Below are 23,831 nucleotides of genomic sequence, written 5' to 3'. Positions count from 1 at the left end.
AAGATATGATGATACACATGGAATATTATCTGGTGGTCTCTACCATCATGATGTTTGCAGGAATATACGGGTTCTTCACCCGGCGCAACACACTTGCAATCCTGATCTCTGTGGAACTGATGCTGAATGCGACCGATATCAACTTTGCCGTATTCAACCGTTTCCTTTTCCCCGGAGAGCTGGAAGGATATTTCTTTGCCCTGTTCTCCATCGCCATCTCGGCTGCGGAAACGGCTATCGCCATTGCCATCATGATTAATATTTACCGCAATATACGCAGTATACAGGTAAAGAATCTCGATGAATTAAAATGGTAGGCAGAGCATACCTCCTGCAGTATAAACATAGTATAATATACAACAACAGATAGATTATGGAATATACAATTCTGATCCTTCTTCTCCCCTTCCTCTCCTTCCTGACAACAGGGATAGGAGGCAAGTGGATGAGCCACCGGACAGCGGGCACCATTGGCACGCTGGTATTGGCAGCGGTGACCGTACTTTCGTACATCACGGCCATACAATACTTTTCGGCTCCCCGCCTGGCGGACGGAACGTTCGCCACGCTCATTCCTTATAACTTCGAATGGCTTCCGTTTACGGAGACACTGACATTCAACCTGGGCATCCTGCTCGACCCTATTTCGGTAATGATGCTGATCGTGATCTCCACTGTCAGCCTGATGGTACATATCTACTCCTTCGGTTATATGAAAGGTGAACGAGGATTCCAGCGATACTACGCATTCCTGTCCTTGTTCACCATGTCGATGCTCGGACTGGTAGTGGCAACCAATATCTTCCAGATGTATTTGTTCTGGGAACTGGTAGGTGTATCTTCTTACCTGCTGATAGGCTTCTACTATACCCGCCCGGCAGCCATTGCCGCCAGCAAAAAGGCGTTCATCGTAACCCGCTTCGCCGACCTGGGATTCCTGATCGGTATCCTGCTATACGGATATTACGGAGGTACATTCGGCTTCACTCCCGACACAGTTTCGATGTTGAGCGGTGGCGCCAGCATGTTACCTCTGGCCCTCGGACTGATGTTTGTCGGCGGTGCCGGCAAGAGTGCCATGTTCCCGCTGCACATCTGGTTACCGGATGCCATGGAAGGTCCGACTCCTGTCAGTGCATTGATTCATGCCGCTACCATGGTGGTAGCCGGTGTCTATCTGGTGGCACGCATGTTCCCGCTCTTCATCGAATATGCACCGGACGTACTGCACCTGATCGGATGGGTGGGCGCTTTCACTGCGTTTTATGCAGCCAGCGTGGCTTGCGTACAGAGTGATATCAAGCGTGTACTTGCTTTCTCCACCATCTCACAAATCGGCTTTATGATTGTGGCATTAGGTGTCTGCACCTCTTCCAACCCGCATCACGGAGGACTGGGCTATATGGCCGGCATGTTCCATCTTTTCACACATGCCATGTTCAAGGCATTGCTCTTCCTGGGTGCCGGCAGCATCATTCATGCCGTACATTCCAACGAGATGTCCGCCATGGGCGGACTCCGTAAGTACATGCCGATTACGCATATCACCTTCCTGATAGCCTGTCTTGCCATCGCGGGTATTCCTCCGTTCTCAGGTTTCTTCTCTAAAGATGAAATTCTGGCAGCTTGCTTCCAGTACAGCCCTGTGATGGGTTGGGTGATGACAATCATCGCGGCTATGACTGCCTTCTATATGTTCCGTCTCTACTACGGCATTTTCTGGGCCGGTGTAACGCCCGGGCAAAAGTCGGCAAGCAATGGAGCAAGTGACGCACACACTCCACACGAGTCTCCCCTCACCATGACTGTTCCGTTAATCTTCCTGGCTGCCGTCACTTGTGTGGCTGGTTTCATTCCTTTCGGACATTTCATCAGTGCCAACGGTGAATCGTATACCATTCATCTGGAAACTTCAGTGGCCGTCACCAGCGTAGTGATTGCCGTGGGCTCCATCGTTCTGGCCACTTGCATGTACCTGCGTCCGCAACAGCCATTGGCAGATAAACTTGCCAAACGGTTCGCCGGACTGCACCGGGCAGCCTACCACCGTTTCTATATCGACGAAGTATATCAGTTCATCACGCACCGCATCATCTTCCGTTGCATCTCTACGCCGATCGCTTGGTTCGACCGCCACGTAGTAGACGGATTCTTCAACTTCATAGCTTGGGGAACCCACGCCACAAGCGACGAGATACGGGGACTGCAAAGCGGACGTGTACAGCAATACGCTTACGTATTCTTGCTTGGAGCATTGATACTGATCTTAATATTAATCTTATAAAGCACAAAAGATATGAACTTTTTATCCTTATTCGTACTCATTCCTCTGCTGATGCTTGGCGGGTTATACCTTGCCAAAGGCATTAAAGCCATCCGTGGAGTGATGGTAGCGGGAAGTACAGCGTTGCTTATCCTGAGTATTGTGCTGACGTTCCTTTATTTAGGCGAGCGCCAGGCAGGAGCCACAGCCGAAATGCTGTTCCGTGCCGACACAGTATGGTATGCTCCCCTCCACATATCCTATTCAGTAGGAGTCGACGGAATATCGGTAGCCATGCTGCTGCTTAGTGCCGTCATTGTTTTCACCGGTACCTTCGCTTCCTGGAAGCTGCAACCGCTGACCAAAGAATACTTCCTGTGGTTCACACTCCTGTCGATGGGAGTATTCGGATTCTTCATCTCCATCGATCTGTTCACCATGTTCATGTTCTACGAAATCGCGTTGATCCCGATGTATCTGCTGATCGGTGTATGGGGCTCGGGACGCAAGGAATACGCAGCCATGAAGCTGACCCTGATGTTGATGGGTGGTTCGGCTTTCTTGCTGATCGGTATTCTGGGCATATTCTTCGGTGCCGGCGGGACGACAATGAACATCCTCGAAATAGCCCGGCTGCACAACATCCCGTTCGCACAACAGTGCATCTGGTTCCCGCTCACCTTCCTGGGATTCGGCGTACTGGGCGCACTCTTTCCTTTCCACACATGGAGCCCCGACGGTCATGCCTCGGCACCGACTGCCGTCTCCATGCTGCATGCCGGCGTACTGATGAAACTGGGAGGTTACGGATGTTTCCGCATCGCCATGTACCTGATGCCGGAAGCTGCCAACGAACTGGGCTGGATCTTCCTGATCCTGACAGGTATATCGGTTGTATACGGTGCCTTCAGCGCTTGTGTGCAAACCGACCTGAAGTATATTAATGCCTACTCGTCAGTGAGCCACTGTGGTCTGGTGCTCTTCGCTATCCTGATGATGAACCAGACAGCCGCCACCGGTGCAGTACTCCAGATGCTCAGCCACGGGTTAATGACAGCATTGTTCTTCGCCCTCATCGGTATGATATACGGACGTACACATACCCGCGACGTACGCGAGCTGAGCGGACTGATGAAAGTGATGCCGTTCCTCAGTGTCTGCTATGTAATTGCCGGACTTGCCAACCTGGGACTTCCGGGACTCAGCGGCTTCGTAGCCGAGATGACCATCTTTGTCGGTTCATTCCAGAACTTCGATGTGTTCCACCGCACACTGACCATTATCGCTTGTTCATCCATTGTCATTACTGCGGTCTACATCCTCCGGCTGGTAGGCAAGATTCTGTATGGGACTTGTACCAACAAGCATCACCTGGCACTGACAGACGCAACTTGGGATGAACGCTTCGCCGTTATCTGTCTCATTATTTGTGTTGCCGGACTGGGTATGGCTCCTTTCTGGGTAAGCCACATGATCGGCGAAAGTGTATTGCCCGTTGTTTCACACTTAATACCATAAAAAGAAGATGGATTATTCACAATTTCTATATATGAAAGAGGAGCTATCGCTGATAGCGGTTATCCTCATCCTGTTTGTGGTCGACCTGTTTACCTGCCCGGACCATAAAGGCACGGCTCCCAAACTACCTACCAGGTCGCTTACCTTGCCGGCTGTCATCCTGCTGACCATCCACACCGTAATCAACCTCTTCCCCGGAGCTCCGGCGGAGGCTTTCGGCGGAATGTATCAGTATGCACCGATGCAAACCATCATCAAAGCAGTGCTCAACGTAGGTACTCTCATCGTGATACTGATGGCCCACGAATGGCTGAAGCGTGAAGACACCAGCATCAAGCAGGGAGAGTTTTATGTCCTGACACTCTCCACCCTGTTAGGTATGTATTTCATGATCTCTGCCGGACACTTCCTGATGTTCTTCATCGGGCTGGAAATGGCGAGTATCCCTATGGCCGCACTGGTGGCATTCGACAAATACCGCCACCACTCCGCAGAAGCAGGTGCCAAGTATATCCTGACAGCTCTGTTCTCAAGTGCCTTGCTGCTGTTCGGTCTTTCGATGATTTACGGAACGTCAGGCACTCTCTACTTCGATGACCTGCCCGAACACATTACAGGTAACATGCTTCAGGTCATGGCTTTCGTGTTCTTCTTTGCCGGCATGGGATTCAAGATCTCCCTGGTTCCCTTCCATCTCTGGACCGCCGACGTATACGAAGGTGCACCCACGGCCGTGACCTCCTATTTAAGTGTGATCTCCAAAGGATCGGCAGCTTTCGTGCTGATGACCATCCTGACGAAAGTATTTGCACCGATGACGGCACAATGGCAGGAAGTACTGTTCTGGGTAACTATTGCCTCAATCACCATTGCCAATCTCTTTGCCATCCGCCAGCAGAACCTAAAACGTTTCATGGCATTCTCAGCCATCTCTCAGGCCGGATACATCATGCTGGGTGTCATAGGTGGCAGTGCGATGGGAATGACCGCCCTGGTTTATTATGTACTGGTTTACCTGGCAGCAAACTTAGGTGTGTTTGCGGTTATCTCGATTGTGGAGCAACGTAGCAACAAGGTAGAAATAAACGACTATAACGGACTGTACCGGACAAACCCCAAACTGGCTTTCATCATGACACTTGCCCTGTTCTCACTGGCCGGTATCCCTCCGTTTGCGGGTTTCTTCTCCAAGTTCTTCATCTTCATGGCCGCATTCAACAGTGGGTTCCATTTACTGGTATTCATTGCCCTGATCAACACAGTAGTTTCACTCTACTACTACCTGCTGATCGTGAAAGCCATGTATATCAATCCCAACGAAGAACCCATCCCCGCTTTCCGCAGTGACGGTTATACCAAGTTAAGTCTCGCACTTTGTACATTGGGCATCATAGCCTTAGGTATCGCAAGCTGCATCTATCAGGGAATCGATAAGTTTGCTTAACCATATTTCACCACAGAGGACGCAGAGGACACAGAGAAGGAGATAAAGATACGTTATCCATTAGGATAATAATATCTTCGGTTTCCCTCTGCGTCCTCTGCGTCCTCTGTGTCCTCTGTGGTGAAATGTCTTTTGCTATGAAAGCCCCTATTTCGGAATGGTGAACCAGAACCGGGAGCCCTTTCCCTCTTCCGAGTCCACTCCTATGACTCCGCCTAACTGCCCTACAATGCTTTTGCAAATAGAAAGCCCGAGGCCGGTTCCATGAATAAAGGTGTTCAACTTGACGAAACGCTCAAAGATATGAGGCAGTTGCCCTGCGGGAATTCCAATTCCCGTATCCCGCACATAAAACTCCACGCACTCTTCTTTTTCTTCGTATCCCACGCGGATACTGCCCGATGAAGTAAACTTCAAAGCATTGTTCACGAAATTAGAGATAACCTGATGCAGGCGGTTCCGGTCACTCACTACGCTGCATTCCGACGGATGCGGATCAAAAACCAACTCAACTCCTTGTGGTACCTTGATCTGGGAACTGCGGACAATATCTTCACAAAGCATATTCACATCCGTCTCGCCATAGGTGAATTCAAATGTCCCCGCCTCTATTTTCGACAGGTCTAAAATATCAGAGATCAGCTGTAACAGCAAGTCGTTATTCTCTTGTACAATCTTAATGTATTCACGACGTTCTTCCAGATCTTCCGTATCCACCAGCAACCCCGAGAAGCCGACAATCGCATTGAGCGGTGTACGTATCTCATGACTCATATTCGCAAGAAAAGCACTCTTCAGGCGGTCCATCGTTTCAGCTTTCTCTTTAGCCTCGATAAGCATGGCTTCCGTCTCTTTCAGTTCGGTAATGTCATAGTTAATGCCGATGATCTCTATCTCCCCGTTATCCGGTTCAAACTTGGTGACCACCACATTCATGCGCACCCAGTTCCACTCATCGGCAGTGCCGGGCTTCAACACACGCATTTCGCTACGGAAATCCTTCTCCTCACCCTTCAATACCTTTTCGTAGAAATCAACGACTTTCTGCCTGTCTTCCGGATGCATCTTATCATAGACTCCCACAACCGACGACAGCGGAATATCCTCAGGCTCGCCCATATTCTTATACCACTGTTTGATGGCATAACCACGTTTGGTAAGCAAGTTCAGTTTAGCATACCCCACCTTTGCATAGTCCGATATCAGCAGGAAGAAGTTCTCAAAATCACGGATACGGTTAATGGCGTCGATACGCTCCGTATTATCGATATTAATCAATACATATCCGTTGAAGTTCCCCTGACTGTCAAACAGCTTACTGACCTTTGTATAGAGTTCAATCATCTTCTGTCTATCCGAGTGGAAATAGTCGCCTGCCCTCTCAAAAGAGTAATTCAGCCTGAAATCCACCAAATCTTCGTTCCGCACCCGTTCCCTGATTTCAAGAGGCACATTCGGGTTCTCAAAGAAGCTGACACCTATTACATCCGCTTTATCCTTCACCCCAAAGGTCTCCATGTCCCAGTTGTTCAAATCGAGCAGATAGCCATCCTTATCATAAAGCTCCACTCCGGCAGGAATATTGGCAAAGATACTCTTGAAGAGCTTTTCGCTGCGATCCAAAGCCCTGTGGGCACGTACTGTCTCCGTAGAGTCCAGAAACAAGGAAACCACCTCGTCTTTCTCCGGAGAATATATGATGCAATGGGAACTGCGCTGGGAGCGATCAAAGAAGACATCCGTCTCTTTATGCACATTATCTTCAATAACGTCCACCAGATAGTCTATTGGTGCTTTCGTATCTGCATACAGTTCACTACCCAGACGCCCCACATAATCCGAAAGAGGCAATCCGATCAGTTCCGAACTCAGATCATTGGCATCGGCTATCCGGTAGTCGCAAGGTTTCCCGCCGGCATCCCGGATGATAGACATACGCACATATCCCATCGGCATGAAGCGGAACAGGTTACGCAAGAAAGAACGTTCGCGGATGGCATCATCTTTTGCTTTGCGCAGTTCGATGCAGATACTGATTATATTGGCCAAAGACGACAACCACTGGAAATCTTCATTACTCCAGTTGCGGTAATTCTCCACAAGGTCGATTCCCATATATCCCCATACATGTTCGCCCGCTATCAGCGGAGTGACCATCAGCGACTTGATGTTCTGGCGGCTGAGGATGGCATATTCGGATTTCGCATGTTTCGGAAGCTGATCCAATGAATCCAGTATCACCGGCTTACCCGATAAGGTCTGACTCGTCCACCAGGGCAAACTGTCGGTAGCGATGCGTTGCAGGCTTTCAATCTCCGCCGGCACTCCCTCTGCCACCACTTCATAGGTACAGTCCTGATAACGGTAATATTCATCATACTCAAAGATATACACCCGTCCGCCACGAAAAAGGTCGAGGATATCTTTCAATATATCCATGATACAAAGGTCCACACTGTCATCTTTCAGGAAGCGCAACAGCGAATGGGAAATGGAGTTCTGACGATACAGCAAATCGTTTACACGCTCCAGGATACGTTCTGAGGTTTCATTGGGAGCCTCTACCCGTTGTATGGTACCGAAGGAAATGATCCCCCTGCCCGGCACTTCCTCCCGATTACCCAGGCGTGTATGCAACCAGATGATTCCCTCTTTGGAATAAATGGGAAAGGTCTGTTCATAAAACTCCCGGTGTATAGAAGCATTGAACTCCCGGACTATCTGTTCCTGATAGTCCTTCCGCACCCGTTCTCTGAAATCCATAAAAGAGATAGTATTACCTTCCAGTCCTAATAAATCACATAGATATTCTGAGCATAAATAGTGTCCGGCTGTGAAGTCAGCTTCCCACCACCCGATCTGTGCCATGGAGGCCATTCGCCGTAACCGTTCGATATCGTTATCCATAAAAGTAGTTTACAGGGGTATATGTTTGTCTGCTGTAAGTATGCAAAATTAGAAAATTATCCATTTCTATCAAGAGAATGGATTAAATATTTGCGGTAACGGTGCTCTAAGAGTATTGCAGGGGAAAGAATACACAGGAATGTAACACAGATGTTAACGAATCGTATAGTGCATGTATCACCCCCGTAACCTGAATCCCGCAACTTTGCACCGACAGAAAAACGTAGATAAAAAGACATGAAACAACGAATCGGGAGACTTCTCTCCACCCTTCTTCTCACTACATTTTCCTTGGGAATCACAGCAGGTGTCATCAAGGGAACCATCATTGACAAACAAACCAAAGAACCGCTCACGGGAGCTACCGTACAGGTTACAGGTTCCGCCACCGGTGCCGTAGCCGATTTAAACGGTAATTACACCCTTACACTGAACAACGGCACTTATACCCTCGAAGTGAAATACATAGGATATAAAACGTTCCGGATGAATGAAGTGAAGATAAAAACCGATGCGACACTGAACTTCGAACTGGAAGTGGATGCACAAACGCTGGATGCCGTCACCGTAGTGGCCCGCAAGAACCTGGAAGGTGAAAAGGCTTTGTTGCAGGAAAGACAAAAAGCAACGCTTGCCATCGAGAACATGGGAGCCAAGGAGATGACTCTCAAAGGTATATCGAACGTACAGGATGGGGTTAAAAAAATAACGGGAATCTCCATTGCCAGTGCCGGACAACTGATTGTGCGCGGACTGGGAGACCGGTACAGCACCACCACCCTGAACGGGCTGCCCATAGCTTCGCCCAATCCGGACAACAAGCTGATCCCGCTCGACCTCTTTCCGGCCTCTACCGTAAAGAACATTACGGTCAGCAAAGTATATGCCGCCGGATCTTTCGCCGACTATTCGGGTGCACATATCGACATCAGCACCAAGGAGAATACCGGAAGTGACTTTTTCTCCATCGGCTTCAACGTAGGCGGACGCTTCAACACCATCGGAAAAGATTTCTATTACAGCGACCGGAAGGGGGGACTCTTCAGTACAGGCAACCTAAAGAACAAAGACCGGATTCTGGCTATGGGTAAAAGCGAGTTCCGCGATTATGCCCGCAACAATGATCCGTTCGGTACAAACTTCGCAATCAGCAAGCACCGTTCGTTACCCGAGTTCGGCGGTAACCTCGGAGGAGGCAAGAGCTGGACTCTGCCCAACGGCAACCGCCTGAGCCTGCTCGCCTCGGTAGGTATCAGCAACGAAAACCAGATTCTGAAAGATGCCTACGTCACTACCATGACGGCACAAGGCACGCATCTCGATAAGTTTAATTACGACAGCTATTCCAGCGCATTGAAAATAGCGGGACTGGGCAGCATCGGATACTCGTTCCGGCAGGCCGACCACATCAACTTTACCCTGTTTTATGCCCGCAATGCCATCAACGACTACATGGCACGCGAAGGGATCGATGCAGAAAAGAACAACATTACGTCGAGCAACAGCGTATTTCATGCGTATTCACTGCTGAACAACCAGTTGATGGGACACCATGAGCTGACCTCTCAGTGGGATGTAAACTGGAGTGCTTCCTACGGGCTGACCAACAGCGATGAACCGGACCGCCGGCAGGTTGTCTTCTTCCGCAATGAAGGAAGCGACAAGCTGAACCTCTTTAAACTGAATCAGACCACCAACCGCTATTTCGGAGAATTGCAGGAAAAGGAGATTGTAGGTGACCTGCGCACTTCGTACAAATGGGGTGACGCGAACCTCATTCGTGTGGGAGGGACTTACAAAAGCAAAAAACGCGACTTTGAAAGCGTGAACTTCTATTATGACATCAATGCCCTGAATGCCGATGTCACCAACATATACGATACCAACGGATACCTGAATCAGGAAAACATAGCCAACGGAACGATAAAAGCCAATATCGACGCACAACCCCGTTACAACTATTACGCCGGCATGGATGTATGGGCAGGGTTTGCCGAAATAGAATATTATCCGGTTGAATCTCTGCTGGTCAACGTGGGGCTGCGCTACGAGCAAGCCAAGCAATGGGTACGCTACTGGACAGACGGAGGGCAGGAGAAGAAGACGAACCTGGACAAAGGTGATTTCTTCCCGGCACTGAACCTGAAGTACACCATCGATGAAACCAACAGCCTGCGCCTCTCCGTATCACGCACCGTCACCCGGCCTTCGTTCATCGAAATGGCTCCGTTCCTCTACCAGGAGTCCTACGGAAGTGCCTACATCCGTGGTAACAACGAGCTGAAGAATGCTTATAACTACAACATAGACCTGCGCTACGATTTCTTCCCGAAACGTAACAATGGCGACATGTTCTCCGTTACCGGTTACTTCAAGAAACTGAAGTCGCCCATTGAGCAGACCCAGGAGTCTTCGGGCGGAACAGTGATCCGTTCTTTCCGCAACGCCGAAGACGGAATAGCCACGGGAGTGGAAATCGAGTTCCGCAAAGAACTGTTCAAGAATCTCCGTATCGGTGCCAACGGCTCATATATGTATACAAACGTCATCCTTCCTGAAGGCGGGGTATATACCGACTCGGAACGCGCTCTGCAGGGAGCCTCCCCGTTCCTGATCAATGCCGATATCAGCTACACTCCCCAATTAAGGGGAGAAAGCGACCTGACACTGGCACTGGTTTATAATGTGCAAGGGCCACGCATCGAGACAGTAGGTATCTACGGAACAGGCAATATCAAGCAACAGACCCTGCACACGATGGACTTCATAGCAAGCTATGCCATCAACAAGCATCTAAACCTGCGCTTACAGATGAAAGATTTGCTGAACAGTACCATCCGTTTCAAGCAGGAACTACCGGCAACGGGACAAAAGGTGGAAGTAGAATCATTCCGTCCGGGAACAAATGCGGAGATAGGAGTCTCGTACAGATTCTAAGGCTCGCCACAGGGAGAGACAGAATCACACAGAGTATTTATATTAATAATCAAACAGATAGTATAAACCATAAACAGTATGAAGATGAAAATGAATTATCTAAAACTCAACTCTTGGGCCGTAGCAGCCCTGATGGGAATGTGTTCGCTTGCAGCTTGTAGTGACGACAACAACGGCAAAGGTGGCGGAAACGGCGAAGGCGAAGAAGTGGTAGCCAACAACGGAACACTGAAAGGAAGCGTAGACGGATCAAAAACCGTGATCCTGACCAAAGGCTACAACTTCTCCCTCGACGGAGAATATATCATCAAAGCCGGTTCTACCCTGAAGATCGGTGAAGGTGTGACAATCAGCGCCAAGAGCGACGATGCCACCATCGACTACATCCTCGTGGAACAAGGGGCCAAGATCGAAGCGGTAGGTACTGCCTCTGCTCCGATTATCATGACCTCCGACACCAAAGAACCCGGAGCATGGGGCGGTATCCATATTTGCGGTAAAGCCCCGATCAATATCGGATCAACCGGTAAATCGGAAGTAGGAGACGCTACTTACGGTGGTTCCGATCCGGCAGATAACTCAGGTATCCTGAAGTACATCCGCCTGGAATACGCAGGTTATAAGTTCACCACAGAAAAAGAGTGCAACGGTTTCACCTTCTACGGTGTAGGAAACGGCACTACCCTCGAATATCTGGAAGCATACAAAGGTACGGATGACGGTTTCGAATGGTTCGGAGGTACGGTCAATGCCAAGTATCTGGTATCGGTAAGCAACAGTGACGATTCTTTCGACTGGACAGAAGGATGGAGCGGAAAAGGTCAATTCTTTGTCGCCTACCAGGAAGATCCCGCCACTTTGGGATATACATGTGACTGCCTGATCGAAGCCGACAACTATGACAAGAACATGGATGCCACTCCGATTTCATGCCCCACACTGGCTAACCTGACACTGATCGGGGCCAACAATGACGAAGGTAAAAGAGGCATCCGCCTGCGTGCCGGAACTCAGGCCAAAATCTACAATGCTCTGGTTACAGGCAAAGCCAATAACCTGACTACCGAAACAGAACAAACCGAGAAGTACTTGGTGAATGGTCCTTCGGTATTGAACTACATCGCTATCGCGGGAGATATCAAAGCCAGCGGTGACGGCGGTTACTCTTCTGCCCTGTTCACAGCCGCAGAGAATCACAATGCCATCAACCAGACTTTCAGCTTCAGCAACACCTTCATCGGAATCCAAGAAGGAGGAGCCGACCTCTCGGCAGACAGCTTCTTTGAGAAAGCGGCTTATAAAGGCGCAGTGAAAGCAGACAACGAATGGACCAAAGGTTGGACAAAGTTATAAATCACATATACACTCACAGAATGAAGAGGTAGTGTCGAAACTCTTTTCACCACAGAGTAACACAGAGCATCACAGAGTTTTTCAGTAATAATCAACAATTTAAAATTGTCTCTGTGTTACTCTGTGTCCTCTGTGGTGGATTTTGACACATTTACCTGTTTTTCAAACTATGAACAGATACAGACTAAGGATTATCGCACTGACAGCACTGGTTTGCCTGACCGGCAGTAGCTGTACGGACGACGAGAACGGCGGACAGGGTAACAACATTGTTTACGGTGAAAACATCATCGGAAACGGAGAACAGACCTTTGAGATAAAAGATCATCAATACCTGAAACGAGGCACTTACCTGATGAAAGGTTGGTGTTACGTCACATACGGCTCCACACTGACCATTGAGGCAGGCACCGTCATCAAGGGCGACAAAGAGACCCGTGCCGCCCTGATCATAGAACCGGGCGGAAAGCTGATAGCCCAAGGAACAGTGGATGCACCGATTGTATTCACTTCCGAAATGCCTGCCGGAAAGCGGAAACCGGGCGACTGGGGAGGGCTGATTCTTTGTGGCTATGCCCGGAACAACGAAAACATCATGCAGATAGAAGGAGGTCCGCGCACCACGCACGGCGGTCCGAACAACGCAGATAATTCGGGCATCCTGAGTTACGTCCGCATAGAGTTTGCGGGGTATCCGTTCAAGAAGAACCAGGAGATTAACGGAATCACTTTCGGCTCGGTAGGAAACGGTACGCAGATAGACCATCTGCAAGTATCCTATGCCAATGACGATGCTTTCGAATGGTTCGGCGGAACGGTCAATGCGGAATATCTGGTGGCCTATCATTGCTGGGACGACGACTTCGATACAGACAATGGTTACAGTGGTACGTGCAAGCATCTCTTGGGTATCCGCCATCCGCGAATAGCCGACATCACAGGTTCTCATGCCTTCGAATGCAGCAACAACGGTACAAACAGCCCGGCCACTCCCACCACAGCCGCCACCTTTGAAGATGTCACGATCTATGGTCCCGCCTCGGGAGACGCTTCATTCGTAAACCGTCCCGACTTCATCAATGGTGGCGGACTGCGACCGGAGAATGAAAGTATGTTGGGATTGTTCGGTTCGGCACTGTATCTGGGGACTAATACGTCAGTAACCTTCCGGAACTGCCGGATCAACGGATATCCGTCGGACATAGAAGGGACACCTGCCGTAATGGAAAATGTAGTGTTCAGTGAAAAGGAAGAAATCAACTATCCGGAGTGGACAAAAGGATGGTGTAACTTTAATCCGCAGGAAACGGAGTATTGAATTCACCGGAATGAGGTGAATCAAAACCCTTTTCACCTCTGTGTTACTCTGTGTCCTCTGTGGTGAACCTCGGCACACTTCTTGCGGTTTTGCCATTCTGTCAAAATGATACTTCAATCCTCTCAGATTGCTTTCTTTCGGCCCGTCATAAAGCCGCAGGACTAAAATCGCCTTCTATAGCGATCGCTGTTTTTACTTTTATCACCCGAACAGCCGATGGACGAACAAGATAACACCGTTTCTGCAAAAAGCAGGACCCATAGACGGGAATTGCCCCAAAGATCCGTTTCTTTGTCATTTCCACTTCATTCGTTCCGGAGTAGCAACCAGGAGAATTCCACTCTCTTTTGGAGCTCCGATCGGAAACAATAAGAGTAATCCGGAAAAACATTAGGAGATATTTCAAAAAGAAGTAAGCATTTGCCCCGAAAGAAGTAAGCATTTTCGGCAAATGCTTACTTCTTTTTCCGGAAAGCCCGGCTCTATTCTCTCAACACCCCGGCTTTCGGAGCCTTCAAGCCCGGCTTTCCAGCTTCCAAAGCCCCTTTGAGGAACGCTTTTTCTTCCGGATCTATCAAAAAAAAGAAATGCGCTGTTTGGCAAACAGCGCATTTCATATCTTTTAGAAAGCGAAATAGAATAAATTCTATCAAAACGATTGATAACTGGAGTTATCGTTTCCGGCTACTGCCATACATTCCATCTCGATCAGCCAGGTAGGGCGGCACACGGCAGCGGCAACGAACTGTATGGGTATTTGCGGAAAGCGTTCGGCAAACATAGCGCGGACAACCGGATAATCGGAAGCGTCACGAAGATAGACTATTATTTGCGCCACATCGGCAAAACCTGCCTTACCTTCTTCAAGCAACTTCTCCACATTCTCCCACATCCGCCGGGTCTGTTCCCGGACATCGCCTACATGAACCACTTCACCGCGATGATCGATACTCGCCGTACCGCTGATAAAGAGATGACGACGGTCGCCATACTCTACGGAAGTTCCCCGTTCGAAAGTCACTCCATACAAGGCTGTCGGGCTGAGGTGAGACAGCGCATGCAGGTAAGTCACCTGTCCCGGCTGCAATCCTTTCACCGCATAGGCATCGAGCAGCACATGTACCTTCGGATCGGCATGCCGCCCCTCTATGCCGGTACTGGCTATATAATGGGTCGATTCGGTCAGTCCCTGCCCGACAAAGTTTTCACGGCGCGCCTTGACAATGCCCGCATAATTCACATCCACGTTCTGCACAAAGATCCAGGTACGGATGCAATCGGAAGCCAGCGTACAGCCTTTTCCGGTCAAATCGGCTTCGTAAGATTTTAACAAGGTTTTCATCTGCTGCTCCGAATTACCGCAAGGCACACCCGCACCGGCTGTCCAGTAATGCTTATAAGCGGCGTTCCGTTCGGAGGTCAGATAGACCCACAAAGCAATCTTACTTCCATCCAACGGAGGCTGTTGCACAACCGAGACAGCATACGATGGCTCTTCCTGCAAAACAGCTTGCAAAACCTCCCACTGATTGGCGGCATCACTCAGAAAGTAACGGCAAAACGCCGGCACCATTCCCCTGAGTTTTATCTTCCTGCCCAATGTCTTATGATATGCTTTGCAAATAGCCGTCAGCTGCTCTTCATAACTCCCCGCTTCCGGATCGACATGAAACATCAGATGCGCCTCCTTCGTTTCTCCCTCACCCCCAAAAAGGGAATATTCAACAGTAGTCTTTAAATACTCTATTCTATGTTTTCTGTATTCCATACTCTTACTCATCTTTTATTTCACTTTAACTCGCTCCTTCGACATCAGCCCTTTGGCTATCTCCCGCTTGTCCCATTGCACCGGAGCGGATACAAACTCAGGAACATTATACGAATAGATCAACTGATCGTAGAATATATACGGATCTTGCTGAGGCAACAGGAAAGGCTTCCCGATACGCCCCTGCTCGTCCACCGAGGCGATATAAAGGCGGGTGTACAACCCGTCACCTCTCCGGCTGCTGAACACAAACCAATGTGAATTGCTGCTCCAGTTGTGATAACTTTCCGTGTCGTCACTGTTCACCTCCTCCAGGTTGCGGAAGGCCCCGCTTCTCAGATCCAAAAGCCAAAGATCGGCCTCCTTATGCCAGATGGAGAAGTTTCCATAATCCGAAAGCGTAAACATCAGATACTTTCCGTCGAATGAAGGTTTGGGAAAAGAAATGCTTTTATCCAGTGTACGGGCGGAGATTAATGTATCGATCCGTTCGCCAAATGTTCCGTCCTCCGGATGGAAAGCAATACTGCACAAACTGTATTTCACCTCTTTATACCGGGCAGGCATCTCTTTCTGCTCCGCCGAACAGAAATAAAGTGTCCGTCCGTCGGGCGAGAAGGCGGGAAATGTTTCGAATGCGGCGGTACTCAGCAGAGGAGTAGTCAGTATCCGATGTGACTGCGGATGGTAAACTACCACATCCGAAGCCTGGTCAAAAACCTCGATAGGCTTCTTCCCTCCCAGATGGAAAGTCTGGTTGGTCCGGTTCACCGAATAAGCGATGTATTCGCCCGAAGGATGCCAATAAGGATAAACACAGGCAGAAAGCTGTCCGTCAGCTTTTGTATCGAGGAACTCGCTCTCTCCACCGATGGTCATCACCGTGGCTCCGTGTCCGCCTCTGACATGCAGGCTGGACGGATCGGGGTTCGTCTGATTGAAAGCATGACAATTGACGCAGGCGGCCGTCACCTGAGTATTCTCAAACAAAGGAGTCTGGCGAAACGTAGAAAGTTCGCGCTCATAGATACCCATCTTGCTGTATATTTCGTATCCCGGTGCAAGCAGGCGGTACACCAATCCGTAATCAATGGGAAACGGGCTGATATAGAACGGGAAAGACCGATACGCTTTCCATTCTCCGTTTTGACGGATACATACTTTCACTTCAAGGCTGTCCCCTTTATTGTTCTCCAGCAACTCGCTCCATTTTCCGGCAGGGATCTCCACAGATTCTCCGCTTGTCCGGATGGGATCTCCTTTCGTTCCGGAAATCACGACATCTACCGCCTCCGCCCCATCGGCAGTCACACGGAAGTTGAGCGGTGCAATGGTAGCGGGAATCGTTACCCCCGCATAGTCGGGCCATATCGGAGGAAGTGCATCTACCGGAACGGGCGATACCACCTTTTGCCGGCAGGAAACCACCGTTAATGATAACAGCAGGATACCTAAACACTGTTTTATCTTATTCATAATCTTTTATCTAAAATGTACATAGAACCAGTAAGTATCTCCAAACCGGGGTGCCAACGCCTCCTCAGACCGTGTAGAAGTGTAAATGCGCGCATACTCCCGCAACCGCTCTCCTGTCTCCCGGTTAATCTTCCAGGGGATTTCCTCTCCCGGCGTATGCTTCTGCATACTCCAGCCAAACAGCAGTGCCTCCTGATAACTCTTCGGTATCGAGCGGTAGCCCAGTTTCTCTCCCAAAGGATAATAGTGAACGAATCGTCCCATGTCTTTCTTCAGCAGGGTAATGCCCATCAGATATTCATAGGCCATCCGGTTCTCCGGATTTGCCTGCAACAACAATGACAACGTCATCTCCGGTTCTGCCGGATTGAAAAACAGGTCGGTTTGCGGGGTGAGTTTTCTCAGGCGTCCGTACTCGGGATGTGCATCGATCCGCGCCTCATCGTCCATACAAGCCAGCATCTCCGTGGCCCAGTCTTTATAAAAAAGGGTATGTTGCAGGATACGCAGATATTTGCCTGCCACTTCATATCTTCCGTTTATCAGATTTGTTTCGGCAAGCCGCTTAAAACAGCGGACACTCTTCTGATAATCGGGGATGGCCTCCATCGCTTCAAAGACAAGTTGTTGGGCTGTGTTCACCATTCCCAGGTAATAATAGGGTTCGGCAGCTACCAAAGGAATTGTAAAGTCATTGACAAACGACATGAACAGCCCCTCTTTTCCACGCTGGCGATAGTGAAACATGCGGTCGGCCAATTGCCCCTTCATCCCTAAGGCAAGGTTGAGGCAGGAAACCGCCATGGGAGTATCGGGCAATTTCTTCCCGGCCAGGGCAATGATACCGTCCCAATCCTGCATACGTACGTGATAGTCGTAGGCCATTACTGCCTCTTTATTCATCGCGATGCTGCGCTTGCCAAGGAGATTCATGGCCAACAGCATCAACAGGAACTGCCCCGTAAGGGCCACAACGTAACGTCCCCGGGTAATCTTCCCGGGCAGGCGGGCTACTAACGGCGGAACCAACACGAGAGCTATCCAGGCAACCACTTGTGCTTTCGGAAAGAATAAAGGGAAACGATAACTTCCGATTCCCCACAACAAGCGGTCCATCGGATAAGGAAACAACCACCGGGAAGCCCAGATTGTGACTCCGGCAACAAGAATCGCTCCGCCTGCCGGAAGCCATAAGGAAGAGTGCTTCGTGCCGAAGCGCCAAAACTCAACCATCAAAGCCAGCGGGATGAACAACCAGGCACAACCTCCCGCCAACATATAGAGTACCGGAATGCCTGCCCAAAGGGAGATACGGCGTACGACAGGATTGAAAATACAGGTATATCCCGCAACTGCCCCCAACACCATGCAAGCGGAAAGGACTCCCGAAAGGAGATAGTTCTCGTCACAAAGAAGAATAAAGAAACACAAAGAGGGCAGCAGGGTAAGCGGATACCACAAAGAGCACTCTCCCATACGTCCGGCAATAAATGCAACCAAACGTTGCATGCCCCACAATACACCTGCTAAGACAGCGGCTCCCGCCCACGAATAATAATAAAACTGAGTGAGGAAATTACCTAAATAATCCGCCACTCCACCGGGATGGGATACCCGTTCGACAAAATACCCAGACGTGAAAAGAAACATCTGGAACTGTTCCTGATAGTGCAGATGATAAGGATAATATACTCCAAAGAAGATAAAGACACCTGCTCCCAACAGGATGGAGAGAAGCAGGTTCACTCTCTTGACGTGTTTGTTTTTCATATTCGCTAAATTGTGCCCAAAAGTACAAAAAGTTTGGAAAACAATCTAACGAAAGGGGAAACAATGCGTTTATCCGCCCAACAGCTCAATGCACATACGCCCGTTATGATAAGGGCATTTCCAGAATCCGGCTTTGTCATCATCCCGGTTGACAGTGCCGTCGGCCCGAAGGCTCCAGAACCATTCACCGTGGACATCGTCAATCAGATGTTGCCTGATGAATCGCCAACAGACCACGGAACGCTGTAAAGCTTCGCAATCACCGAAATAGCGGAACAGGTTATAGTATCCGGCTACGGTTTCGGCTTGTACCCACCAATGACGGTCGCCATCCACATGTCCCGTAGCGAGGTTCTTTTCATACACCATTCCTCCGTCGGGAGTGAAACCTTCGGATGCGGCCGCAGCGATCTTCTTCACAACAGGTTCCACTTCGGCAAGGAGTTCGGCGTCTCCCTGTACGCGGGCAGCTTCGTGCAACAGCCAGGAGGCTTCAATATCATGCCCGTACGAAATAACGGCATATTTACTTTGCCAGTCATCATCAAAAAAGAGTCGCAGATGGAATGTATCGTTGTCCAATATCTTCTGCATAAAAAGTTCTATCAGGTTACGCAACTGCCGTTTCAGCCCCTCGTCTTTCCAAACCCGGTATAAGTTGGTATAAGGCTCAAGGATGTGCAGATGGGTATTCATCGTCTTGCGTTCATTGGCATCTTTCTCGCTAAGGCGCATATCGGCTATCTCGTTCCACTCCCGGGTAAGCGCTTCACAGTAACCGTTCTTTATTCGGTCGAAGCTATGGGACTCTATGTCATAGAACAAACGGACGGCATACTCCAATGCTTCCGGATCTCCGGTGGCCCGGTGATATTCGCTCAGACCATAAATGGCAAAACCGATGGCGTAAATCTGTTTTTTGGTATCCAATGGCTCACCCCTGTAATCAAGAGACCAATAAACTCCTCCGAACTCCGGATCATAAAAACGGTCGATAAGGTAACGTTCGGCCCGGGTTGCCATCTCTTTGTATTCTTCTTTGCCCAACAGGCGGTAAGCGGCAGAGTAGGTCCACAGAATACGTGCATGCAGAATGGCTCCTTTCTCTGCCTGAGGCATCCGTTCTTCCTGTCCGGTGATACGTCCGTAAAATCCACCGTTTTCTTGATCCACCATCCGTTCCATCCAGTAGGGAAGGATGTGGGTGGTGAGTTCTTCCAGCATTTCCTGTTTAAGAATCTTGTCCATAGTATTTTGAATCATGATTGAGCAGTTTGTCTTTTCTTCTCCAATTCCGAGGTCACCTCTTTCATTCTCTTCTCCGACAGTGGGTACATGCTGATAAAGATAACAGACAGTACCGTCCCGACGGCCGGCAACCAACTGAGAAACATCTTAATTCCGTGAATGGCTTCTACACTCTGCACCTCGTTGGCACGAAATCCGAAGTAAGCCAGTAGCCAACCGGTCAATGCACTTCCTATGGCCCATCCGAACTTCTGGCTCATGGACGAAGAGGAAAAGATCAGCCCCGTAGCCCGATTACCTGTCTTCAGTTCGGAATAGTCGGCACAATCGGCATACATCGACCAGAGCACAGGGAAGATACTTCCGGCACAAATGCTGATGAGTACCTGGAAGACAAAGATCAGAGCAATATCTCCTTTTCCGAACCAGTAAAAAATGACGGAAAGTATGGTAGCCAGGCTCATGGCTCCCATATATGTATTCTTTTTGCCAATGCGGTTGCTGACCGGTGCGGCAAGAATCACCCCCACGATATTGGCAGCCTGCCCCACTGCCAGGTAAAGCCCGCTCAGCACAAAAGAGACCCCGAAGAGGGAGACTGTTGAATAATCCTCTTCTACCACAAAGTACTTAAAATAATAAACCGTAGCTCCGTCACGGATGGAGTTGAAGACCAGGGCCGCCACTCCGGCACCCAGCAAGATCCACCACGGGCGGTTGTGAAGCAGATCCCTCAAGTCATCTTTCAGAGAGCCCTGCACTTCCCGGATCGGTTTCACCCGTTCACGCGTCAACGCAAAACAGAGATAGAACAGAACCGCACACATCACAGCGATCACCACTACACTCAACATCCAGCCACGCTGTTCATCCTCCGCACCTCCAAACAGATTTACCATCGGCATGAACAGCAACAAAGCGATGAAACTGCCGATATAGGCAAAAGTCATGCGATAGGTGGACAACGTGTTCCGCTCTTTCGGATCGGGACTCATCACTCCCAGCAGAGAAGCATAAGGCACATTGATAGCCGAATATACCATCATCATCAAAGAATAGGTGATGTAGGCATAGACAAGTTTTCCCGTATCGCTCAGTTGCGGAGTGGTGAAGGTAAAGATACCTATCAGCGCAAAGGGGACAGCAAGATACAGCAGGTAAGGACGAAACTTGCCCCAGCGGGTCTGGGTACGGTCGGCAATCACTCCCACAATAGGGTCGAAAGCCGAATCCCACACCCGGGTAATCAGAAACATGGTTCCTACCACAGCGGCCGGCAGCCCGAACACATCGGTGTAAAAAATCATCAGATAAGAACCGAACAGTTTCCAGAACATGGATGAAGCCATATCGCCCAATCCGTAGCCGATCTTCTCTTTCAGTGTAATCATGGTGGTCATTCTATTCTTGGTTTTCTTATTTCATCAGTTTCAGGTTCCGTTCAATCAGGTTTTTGAGTACCTCCACCGAAGCCGAGGAACAAAAACCGTCCTGAGGGGTATGCAGGCAATAGTCCACCAACCGTTCGACAGTCGAGGTGGCCACGTGCATCCGGGTATCCGACGAGGCATAGTAGATAAACACTTTCCCGTCATCATCGACTATCCAGCCATTCGAAAAGAGTACATTCGATACATCACCGACGCGCTCTTCTCCTACCGGAGCCATAAAGTAGCCGCCCGGAGAGGCTATCAGCCGGGTAGGGTCTTCCAACGAAGTCATATACATATACAGCACATACCTCAGTCCGGCGGCACAATTGCGTACCCCATGAGCCAGGTGAAGCCATCCCTGAGGGGTCTTGATGGGATGCGGCCCTTCACCGTTCTTCACCTCTTTGATGGTGTGGTAATAGCGTTTGTCGATAATCTTCTCTTCACTCACCTCTGCATGAGTCATGTCGTCAATCAGTGCCCACCCGATACCTCCTCCGCTACCTGTATCTATGAATCCGTCTTGCGGACGGGTATAGAGTGCATACTTTCCATCCACAAACTCGGGATGAAGCACCACATTGCGTTGCTGGCTCTTTGTTTTCAGATCCGGCAAACGTTCCCAATTTTTCAGGTCTCTGGTGCGAGCGATACCGGCCGTAGCAGTAGCCGACGACAAGTCACCGGCAGGAGCATCATCATCATGCCGCTCGGCACAGAAGATGCCGTAAATCCAACCGTCTTCGTGGGCGGTGAGACGCATATCGTATACATTGGTTGCCGGAATCACATCTTCGGGCAAAGTCACCGGATATTCCCAGAAACGGAAATTATCAATACCATTCGGGCTTTCGGCAACAGCAAAGAATGATTTGCGGTCGACTCCCTCTACCCTCACCAGCATCAGATATTTCCCCTCCCACTTAATGGCCCCGGCATTCAGCGTTGCATTCACGCCGATACGCTCCATCAGGAAAGGGTTCGTCTCCTCATTCAGATCGTATCGCCAAAAGACAGGCGTATGCGCAGCGGTCAGCACAGGATAACGGTAACGCGTTATCACTCCGTTTCCTTCTTCTATCGGTTCGTTCCTGCGTGTTAACAGTGCTTCATGCCCGGAGAGCAATTTAGCAACTTTATCATTAAACAGACTCATAATGGACAGTGTTTTTATCGTTATTTATTTGATTTTCTATTTATAAAGGTCTTTCACGTCCGAGACAAACAAAGTTTTCGGCTCACGGTAGAACTTCACAAAGTCATCGGCAGACACCTGCCCGGGATAAGGAGCATAATAGTGATTCACCCGTTCACGTGCATTGCGCCATACCAGCACATAACTGATAGGGTACTTGCTGATTACCGGATAGAGTGTCTGTGTCCACCAGGTAGAATCGGGAATAGCTTCGAAACCGGTTTCGGTGATGGCGATAGGCTTATTGTGCGACTGCCCCACTTCTGTCAGGATGGCAAGTGACTTATCCAGTTGCTCCATATACTGCGTCCGGTCGAACTGGTAGGTGTCAAAGCCCACCAGGTCGATGATGTCATCTCCCGGATAACGTTCCAGATAAGCTGCCGAATCCTTTGGTTCCGATCCCGGGGAATAAGCATAAAGCAAGTTCTTTACTCCTTTGGCATGCATACGTTCATACGTCATCCGCCAGAGGGCTTTGTATTGTTCAGCCGTACAAAGATTTTGTCCCCACCAGAACCAGCTTCCGGTATGTTCGTGCCAGGGACGGAAAAGAACCGGTATCTTTGTCCCGTCTTCTGTTTCCAGAGTATTCATAAAGGCCGCAACGGCATCGAGCCAACTCACGAACTTGGTGTGATGTGTTCCACCGGGAAGTATGGAGGCAACGACCGTCGTGTCACTCACATCCCATGCGTCTTTGCCGGTCGACGGATTGTCGAGGTGCCAGCTGAAAGAAACCATTCCGCCACGCTTGTACTGGTTAATCGTTTCCTGCCGTATTTTACGGAACTGCACATGATCCAGACTTTTCTCACCTTCCAATTCTATATGCCCCAGATCGAACGACATAACTGCAGGATAGTCACCGCACACACTTTTCACGTCACTGCGCCCTTCGTCACCTTCCCAGCCCACACCGTAAAGCGGATCGTCATGGTGACCGAACATGAATCCTTGTCCGGGAATCTGCCGGAGATTATTCAATAAGTTCACCGTTTCCGCTGTACGCAGGGTATCGGCAACTGTTTCCGACCCCGTTTTCTTTCCCGAAGGAGAACAGGCACCCAATCCTGCCATCAGCAGTGCACCTGTAGCCAATATCTTTATTCTCTTAATCATAAATCGTTTATTTAGCAATGAATACTTCACAAAAGTAGGAGGGATTCCCCCCGGAAACAAGTACAATATTATCCAATAC

The 23,831-nt window shown here is 49.6% G+C and carries 15 protein-coding genes; 7 read left to right on the top strand and 8 right to left on the bottom strand.

The annotated features are described in order from the left end of the window. Positions 1-8 precede the first annotated feature (8 nt). From nuoK to G7Y45_RS07370, 4 genes are read left to right on the top strand one after another with little or no spacing between them, the layout of a single operon-like run. Positions 9-317 carry an NADH-quinone oxidoreductase subunit NuoK gene (gene nuoK, locus G7Y45_RS07385; protein ID WP_005775579.1) on the top strand — a complete coding sequence of 103 codons (309 nt, stop codon included), beginning with the start codon at positions 9-11 and terminating at the stop codon, positions 315-317. Positions 318-373: 56 nt separating this feature from the next. Continuing rightward, entirely contained in the window at positions 374-2,284 is a 1,911-nt protein-coding gene (gene nuoL, locus G7Y45_RS07380) for an NADH-quinone oxidoreductase subunit L (protein ID WP_165016905.1), read from the top strand. A gap of 12 nt (positions 2,285-2,296) precedes the next feature. After that, positions 2,297-3,781 carry a NuoM family protein gene (locus G7Y45_RS07375; RefSeq protein WP_022011971.1) on the top strand — a complete coding sequence of 495 codons (1,485 nt, stop codon included), beginning with the start codon at positions 2,297-2,299 and terminating at the stop codon, positions 3,779-3,781. 7 nt (positions 3,782-3,788) lie between these two features. Further along, positions 3,789-5,225: an NADH-quinone oxidoreductase subunit N gene (locus G7Y45_RS07370; protein ID WP_005775576.1), complete on the top strand. Its 1,437-nt coding sequence runs from the start codon at positions 3,789-3,791 to the stop codon at positions 5,223-5,225. A gap of 147 nt (positions 5,226-5,372) precedes the next feature. Here the strand turns inward: G7Y45_RS07370 and G7Y45_RS07365 are convergent, their stop codons facing one another. Beyond that, complete coding sequence (locus G7Y45_RS07365; protein WP_165016908.1) at positions 5,373-8,132, bottom strand: ATP-binding protein; 2,760 nt, start codon at positions 8,130-8,132, stop codon at positions 5,373-5,375. A gap of 237 nt (positions 8,133-8,369) precedes the next feature. Here G7Y45_RS07365 and G7Y45_RS07360 point away from each other — a divergent pair, with 237 nt between their 5' ends. The 3 genes from G7Y45_RS07360 (at position 8,370) to G7Y45_RS07350 (ending at position 13,740) form a co-directional block, all read left to right on the top strand. After that, positions 8,370-11,069 carry a TonB-dependent receptor gene (locus G7Y45_RS07360; RefSeq protein WP_005775574.1) on the top strand — a complete coding sequence of 900 codons (2,700 nt, stop codon included), beginning with the start codon at positions 8,370-8,372 and terminating at the stop codon, positions 11,067-11,069. A gap of 78 nt (positions 11,070-11,147) precedes the next feature. Further along, complete coding sequence (locus G7Y45_RS07355) at positions 11,148-12,422, top strand: hypothetical protein (RefSeq protein ID WP_165016911.1); 1,275 nt, start codon at positions 11,148-11,150, stop codon at positions 12,420-12,422. Between the two features lie 169 nt (positions 12,423-12,591). Then, on the top strand, positions 12,592-13,740 hold the full coding sequence (locus G7Y45_RS07350; RefSeq protein WP_032537174.1) for a hypothetical protein: 1,149 nt from the start codon (positions 12,592-12,594) through the stop codon (positions 13,738-13,740). Positions 13,741-14,389: 649 nt separating this feature from the next. Here the strand turns inward: G7Y45_RS07350 and G7Y45_RS07345 are convergent. The 7 genes from G7Y45_RS07345 to G7Y45_RS07315 all read right to left on the bottom strand — a co-directional run bounded on the left by G7Y45_RS07345 (position 14,390) and on the right by G7Y45_RS07315 (position 23,752). After that, complete coding sequence (locus tag G7Y45_RS07345) at positions 14,390-15,520, bottom strand: Rid family hydrolase (protein WP_032531152.1); 1,131 nt, start codon at positions 15,518-15,520, stop codon at positions 14,390-14,392. Positions 15,521-15,523: 3 nt separating this feature from the next. After that, positions 15,524-16,984: a PD40 domain-containing protein gene (locus G7Y45_RS07340; protein ID WP_032537176.1), complete on the bottom strand. Its 1,461-nt coding sequence runs from the start codon at positions 16,982-16,984 to the stop codon at positions 15,524-15,526. A gap of 6 nt (positions 16,985-16,990) precedes the next feature. Beyond that, entirely contained in the window at positions 16,991-18,754 is a 1,764-nt protein-coding gene (locus G7Y45_RS07335; RefSeq protein ID WP_165016914.1) for a DUF6057 family protein, read from the bottom strand. Positions 18,755-18,823: 69 nt separating this feature from the next. Further along, entirely contained in the window at positions 18,824-20,002 is a 1,179-nt protein-coding gene (locus tag G7Y45_RS07330; protein ID WP_165016917.1) for an AGE family epimerase/isomerase, read from the bottom strand. An 11-nt stretch (positions 20,003-20,013) separates the two neighbouring features. Further along, on the bottom strand, positions 20,014-21,393 hold the full coding sequence (locus G7Y45_RS07325; protein WP_165016982.1) for an MFS transporter: 1,380 nt from the start codon (positions 21,391-21,393) through the stop codon (positions 20,014-20,016). 25 nt (positions 21,394-21,418) lie between these two features. Then, positions 21,419-22,591, bottom strand: coding sequence for a 4-O-beta-D-mannosyl-D-glucose phosphorylase (locus tag G7Y45_RS07320; protein ID WP_165016920.1), 1,173 nt, complete (start codon positions 22,589-22,591; stop codon positions 21,419-21,421). A gap of 36 nt (positions 22,592-22,627) precedes the next feature. Further along, a complete protein-coding gene (locus G7Y45_RS07315) occupies positions 22,628-23,752 on the bottom strand; it encodes a glycoside hydrolase family 26 protein (RefSeq protein ID WP_165016923.1) in 1,125 nt (374 codons plus the stop codon). Between the last annotated feature and the right edge of the window lie 79 nt (positions 23,753-23,831).

Source organism: Bacteroides sp. ZJ-18 (assembly GCF_011038705.2).
Lineage (GTDB): Bacteria > Bacteroidota > Bacteroidia > Bacteroidales > Bacteroidaceae > Bacteroides > Bacteroides hominis.
The sequence above is the reverse complement of the archived record's forward strand: the minus strand, read 5'-3'. Positions and strand labels throughout refer to the sequence as shown.

Bases quoted from the DNA above. Each gene is read 5' to 3' on its own strand.
- G7Y45_RS07330 (WP_165016917.1), bottom strand. From the start codon at position 20,002: ATGGACAAGATTCTTAAACAGGAAATGCTGGAAGAACTCACCACCCAC.
- G7Y45_RS07350 (WP_032537174.1), top strand. From the start codon at position 12,592: ATGAACAGATACAGACTAAGGATTATCGCACTGACAGCACTGGTTTGC.
- G7Y45_RS07375 (WP_022011971.1), top strand. From the start codon at position 2,297: ATGAACTTTTTATCCTTATTCGTACTCATTCCTCTGCTGATGCTTGGC.
- G7Y45_RS07365 (WP_165016908.1), bottom strand. From the start codon at position 8,132: ATGGATAACGATATCGAACGGTTACGGCGAATGGCCTCCATGGCACAG.
- G7Y45_RS07340 (WP_032537176.1), bottom strand. From the start codon at position 16,984: ATGAATAAGATAAAACAGTGTTTAGGTATCCTGCTGTTATCATTAACG.
- G7Y45_RS07320 (WP_165016920.1), bottom strand. From the start codon at position 22,591: ATGAGTCTGTTTAATGATAAAGTTGCTAAATTGCTCTCCGGGCATGAA.
- G7Y45_RS07315 (WP_165016923.1), bottom strand. From the start codon at position 23,752: ATGATTAAGAGAATAAAGATATTGGCTACAGGTGCACTGCTGATGGCA.
- nuoL (WP_165016905.1), top strand. From the start codon at position 374: ATGGAATATACAATTCTGATCCTTCTTCTCCCCTTCCTCTCCTTCCTG.
- G7Y45_RS07345 (WP_032531152.1), bottom strand. From the start codon at position 15,520: ATGAGTAAGAGTATGGAATACAGAAAACATAGAATAGAGTATTTAAAG.
- G7Y45_RS07335 (WP_165016914.1), bottom strand. From the start codon at position 18,754: ATGAAAAACAAACACGTCAAGAGAGTGAACCTGCTTCTCTCCATCCTG.
- G7Y45_RS07360 (WP_005775574.1), top strand. From the start codon at position 8,370: ATGAAACAACGAATCGGGAGACTTCTCTCCACCCTTCTTCTCACTACA.
- G7Y45_RS07370 (WP_005775576.1), top strand. From the start codon at position 3,789: ATGGATTATTCACAATTTCTATATATGAAAGAGGAGCTATCGCTGATA.
- G7Y45_RS07325 (WP_165016982.1), bottom strand. From the start codon at position 21,393: ATGATTACACTGAAAGAGAAGATCGGCTACGGATTGGGCGATATGGCT.
- G7Y45_RS07355 (WP_165016911.1), top strand. From the start codon at position 11,148: ATGAAGATGAAAATGAATTATCTAAAACTCAACTCTTGGGCCGTAGCA.
- nuoK (WP_005775579.1), top strand. From the start codon at position 9: ATGATACACATGGAATATTATCTGGTGGTCTCTACCATCATGATGTTT.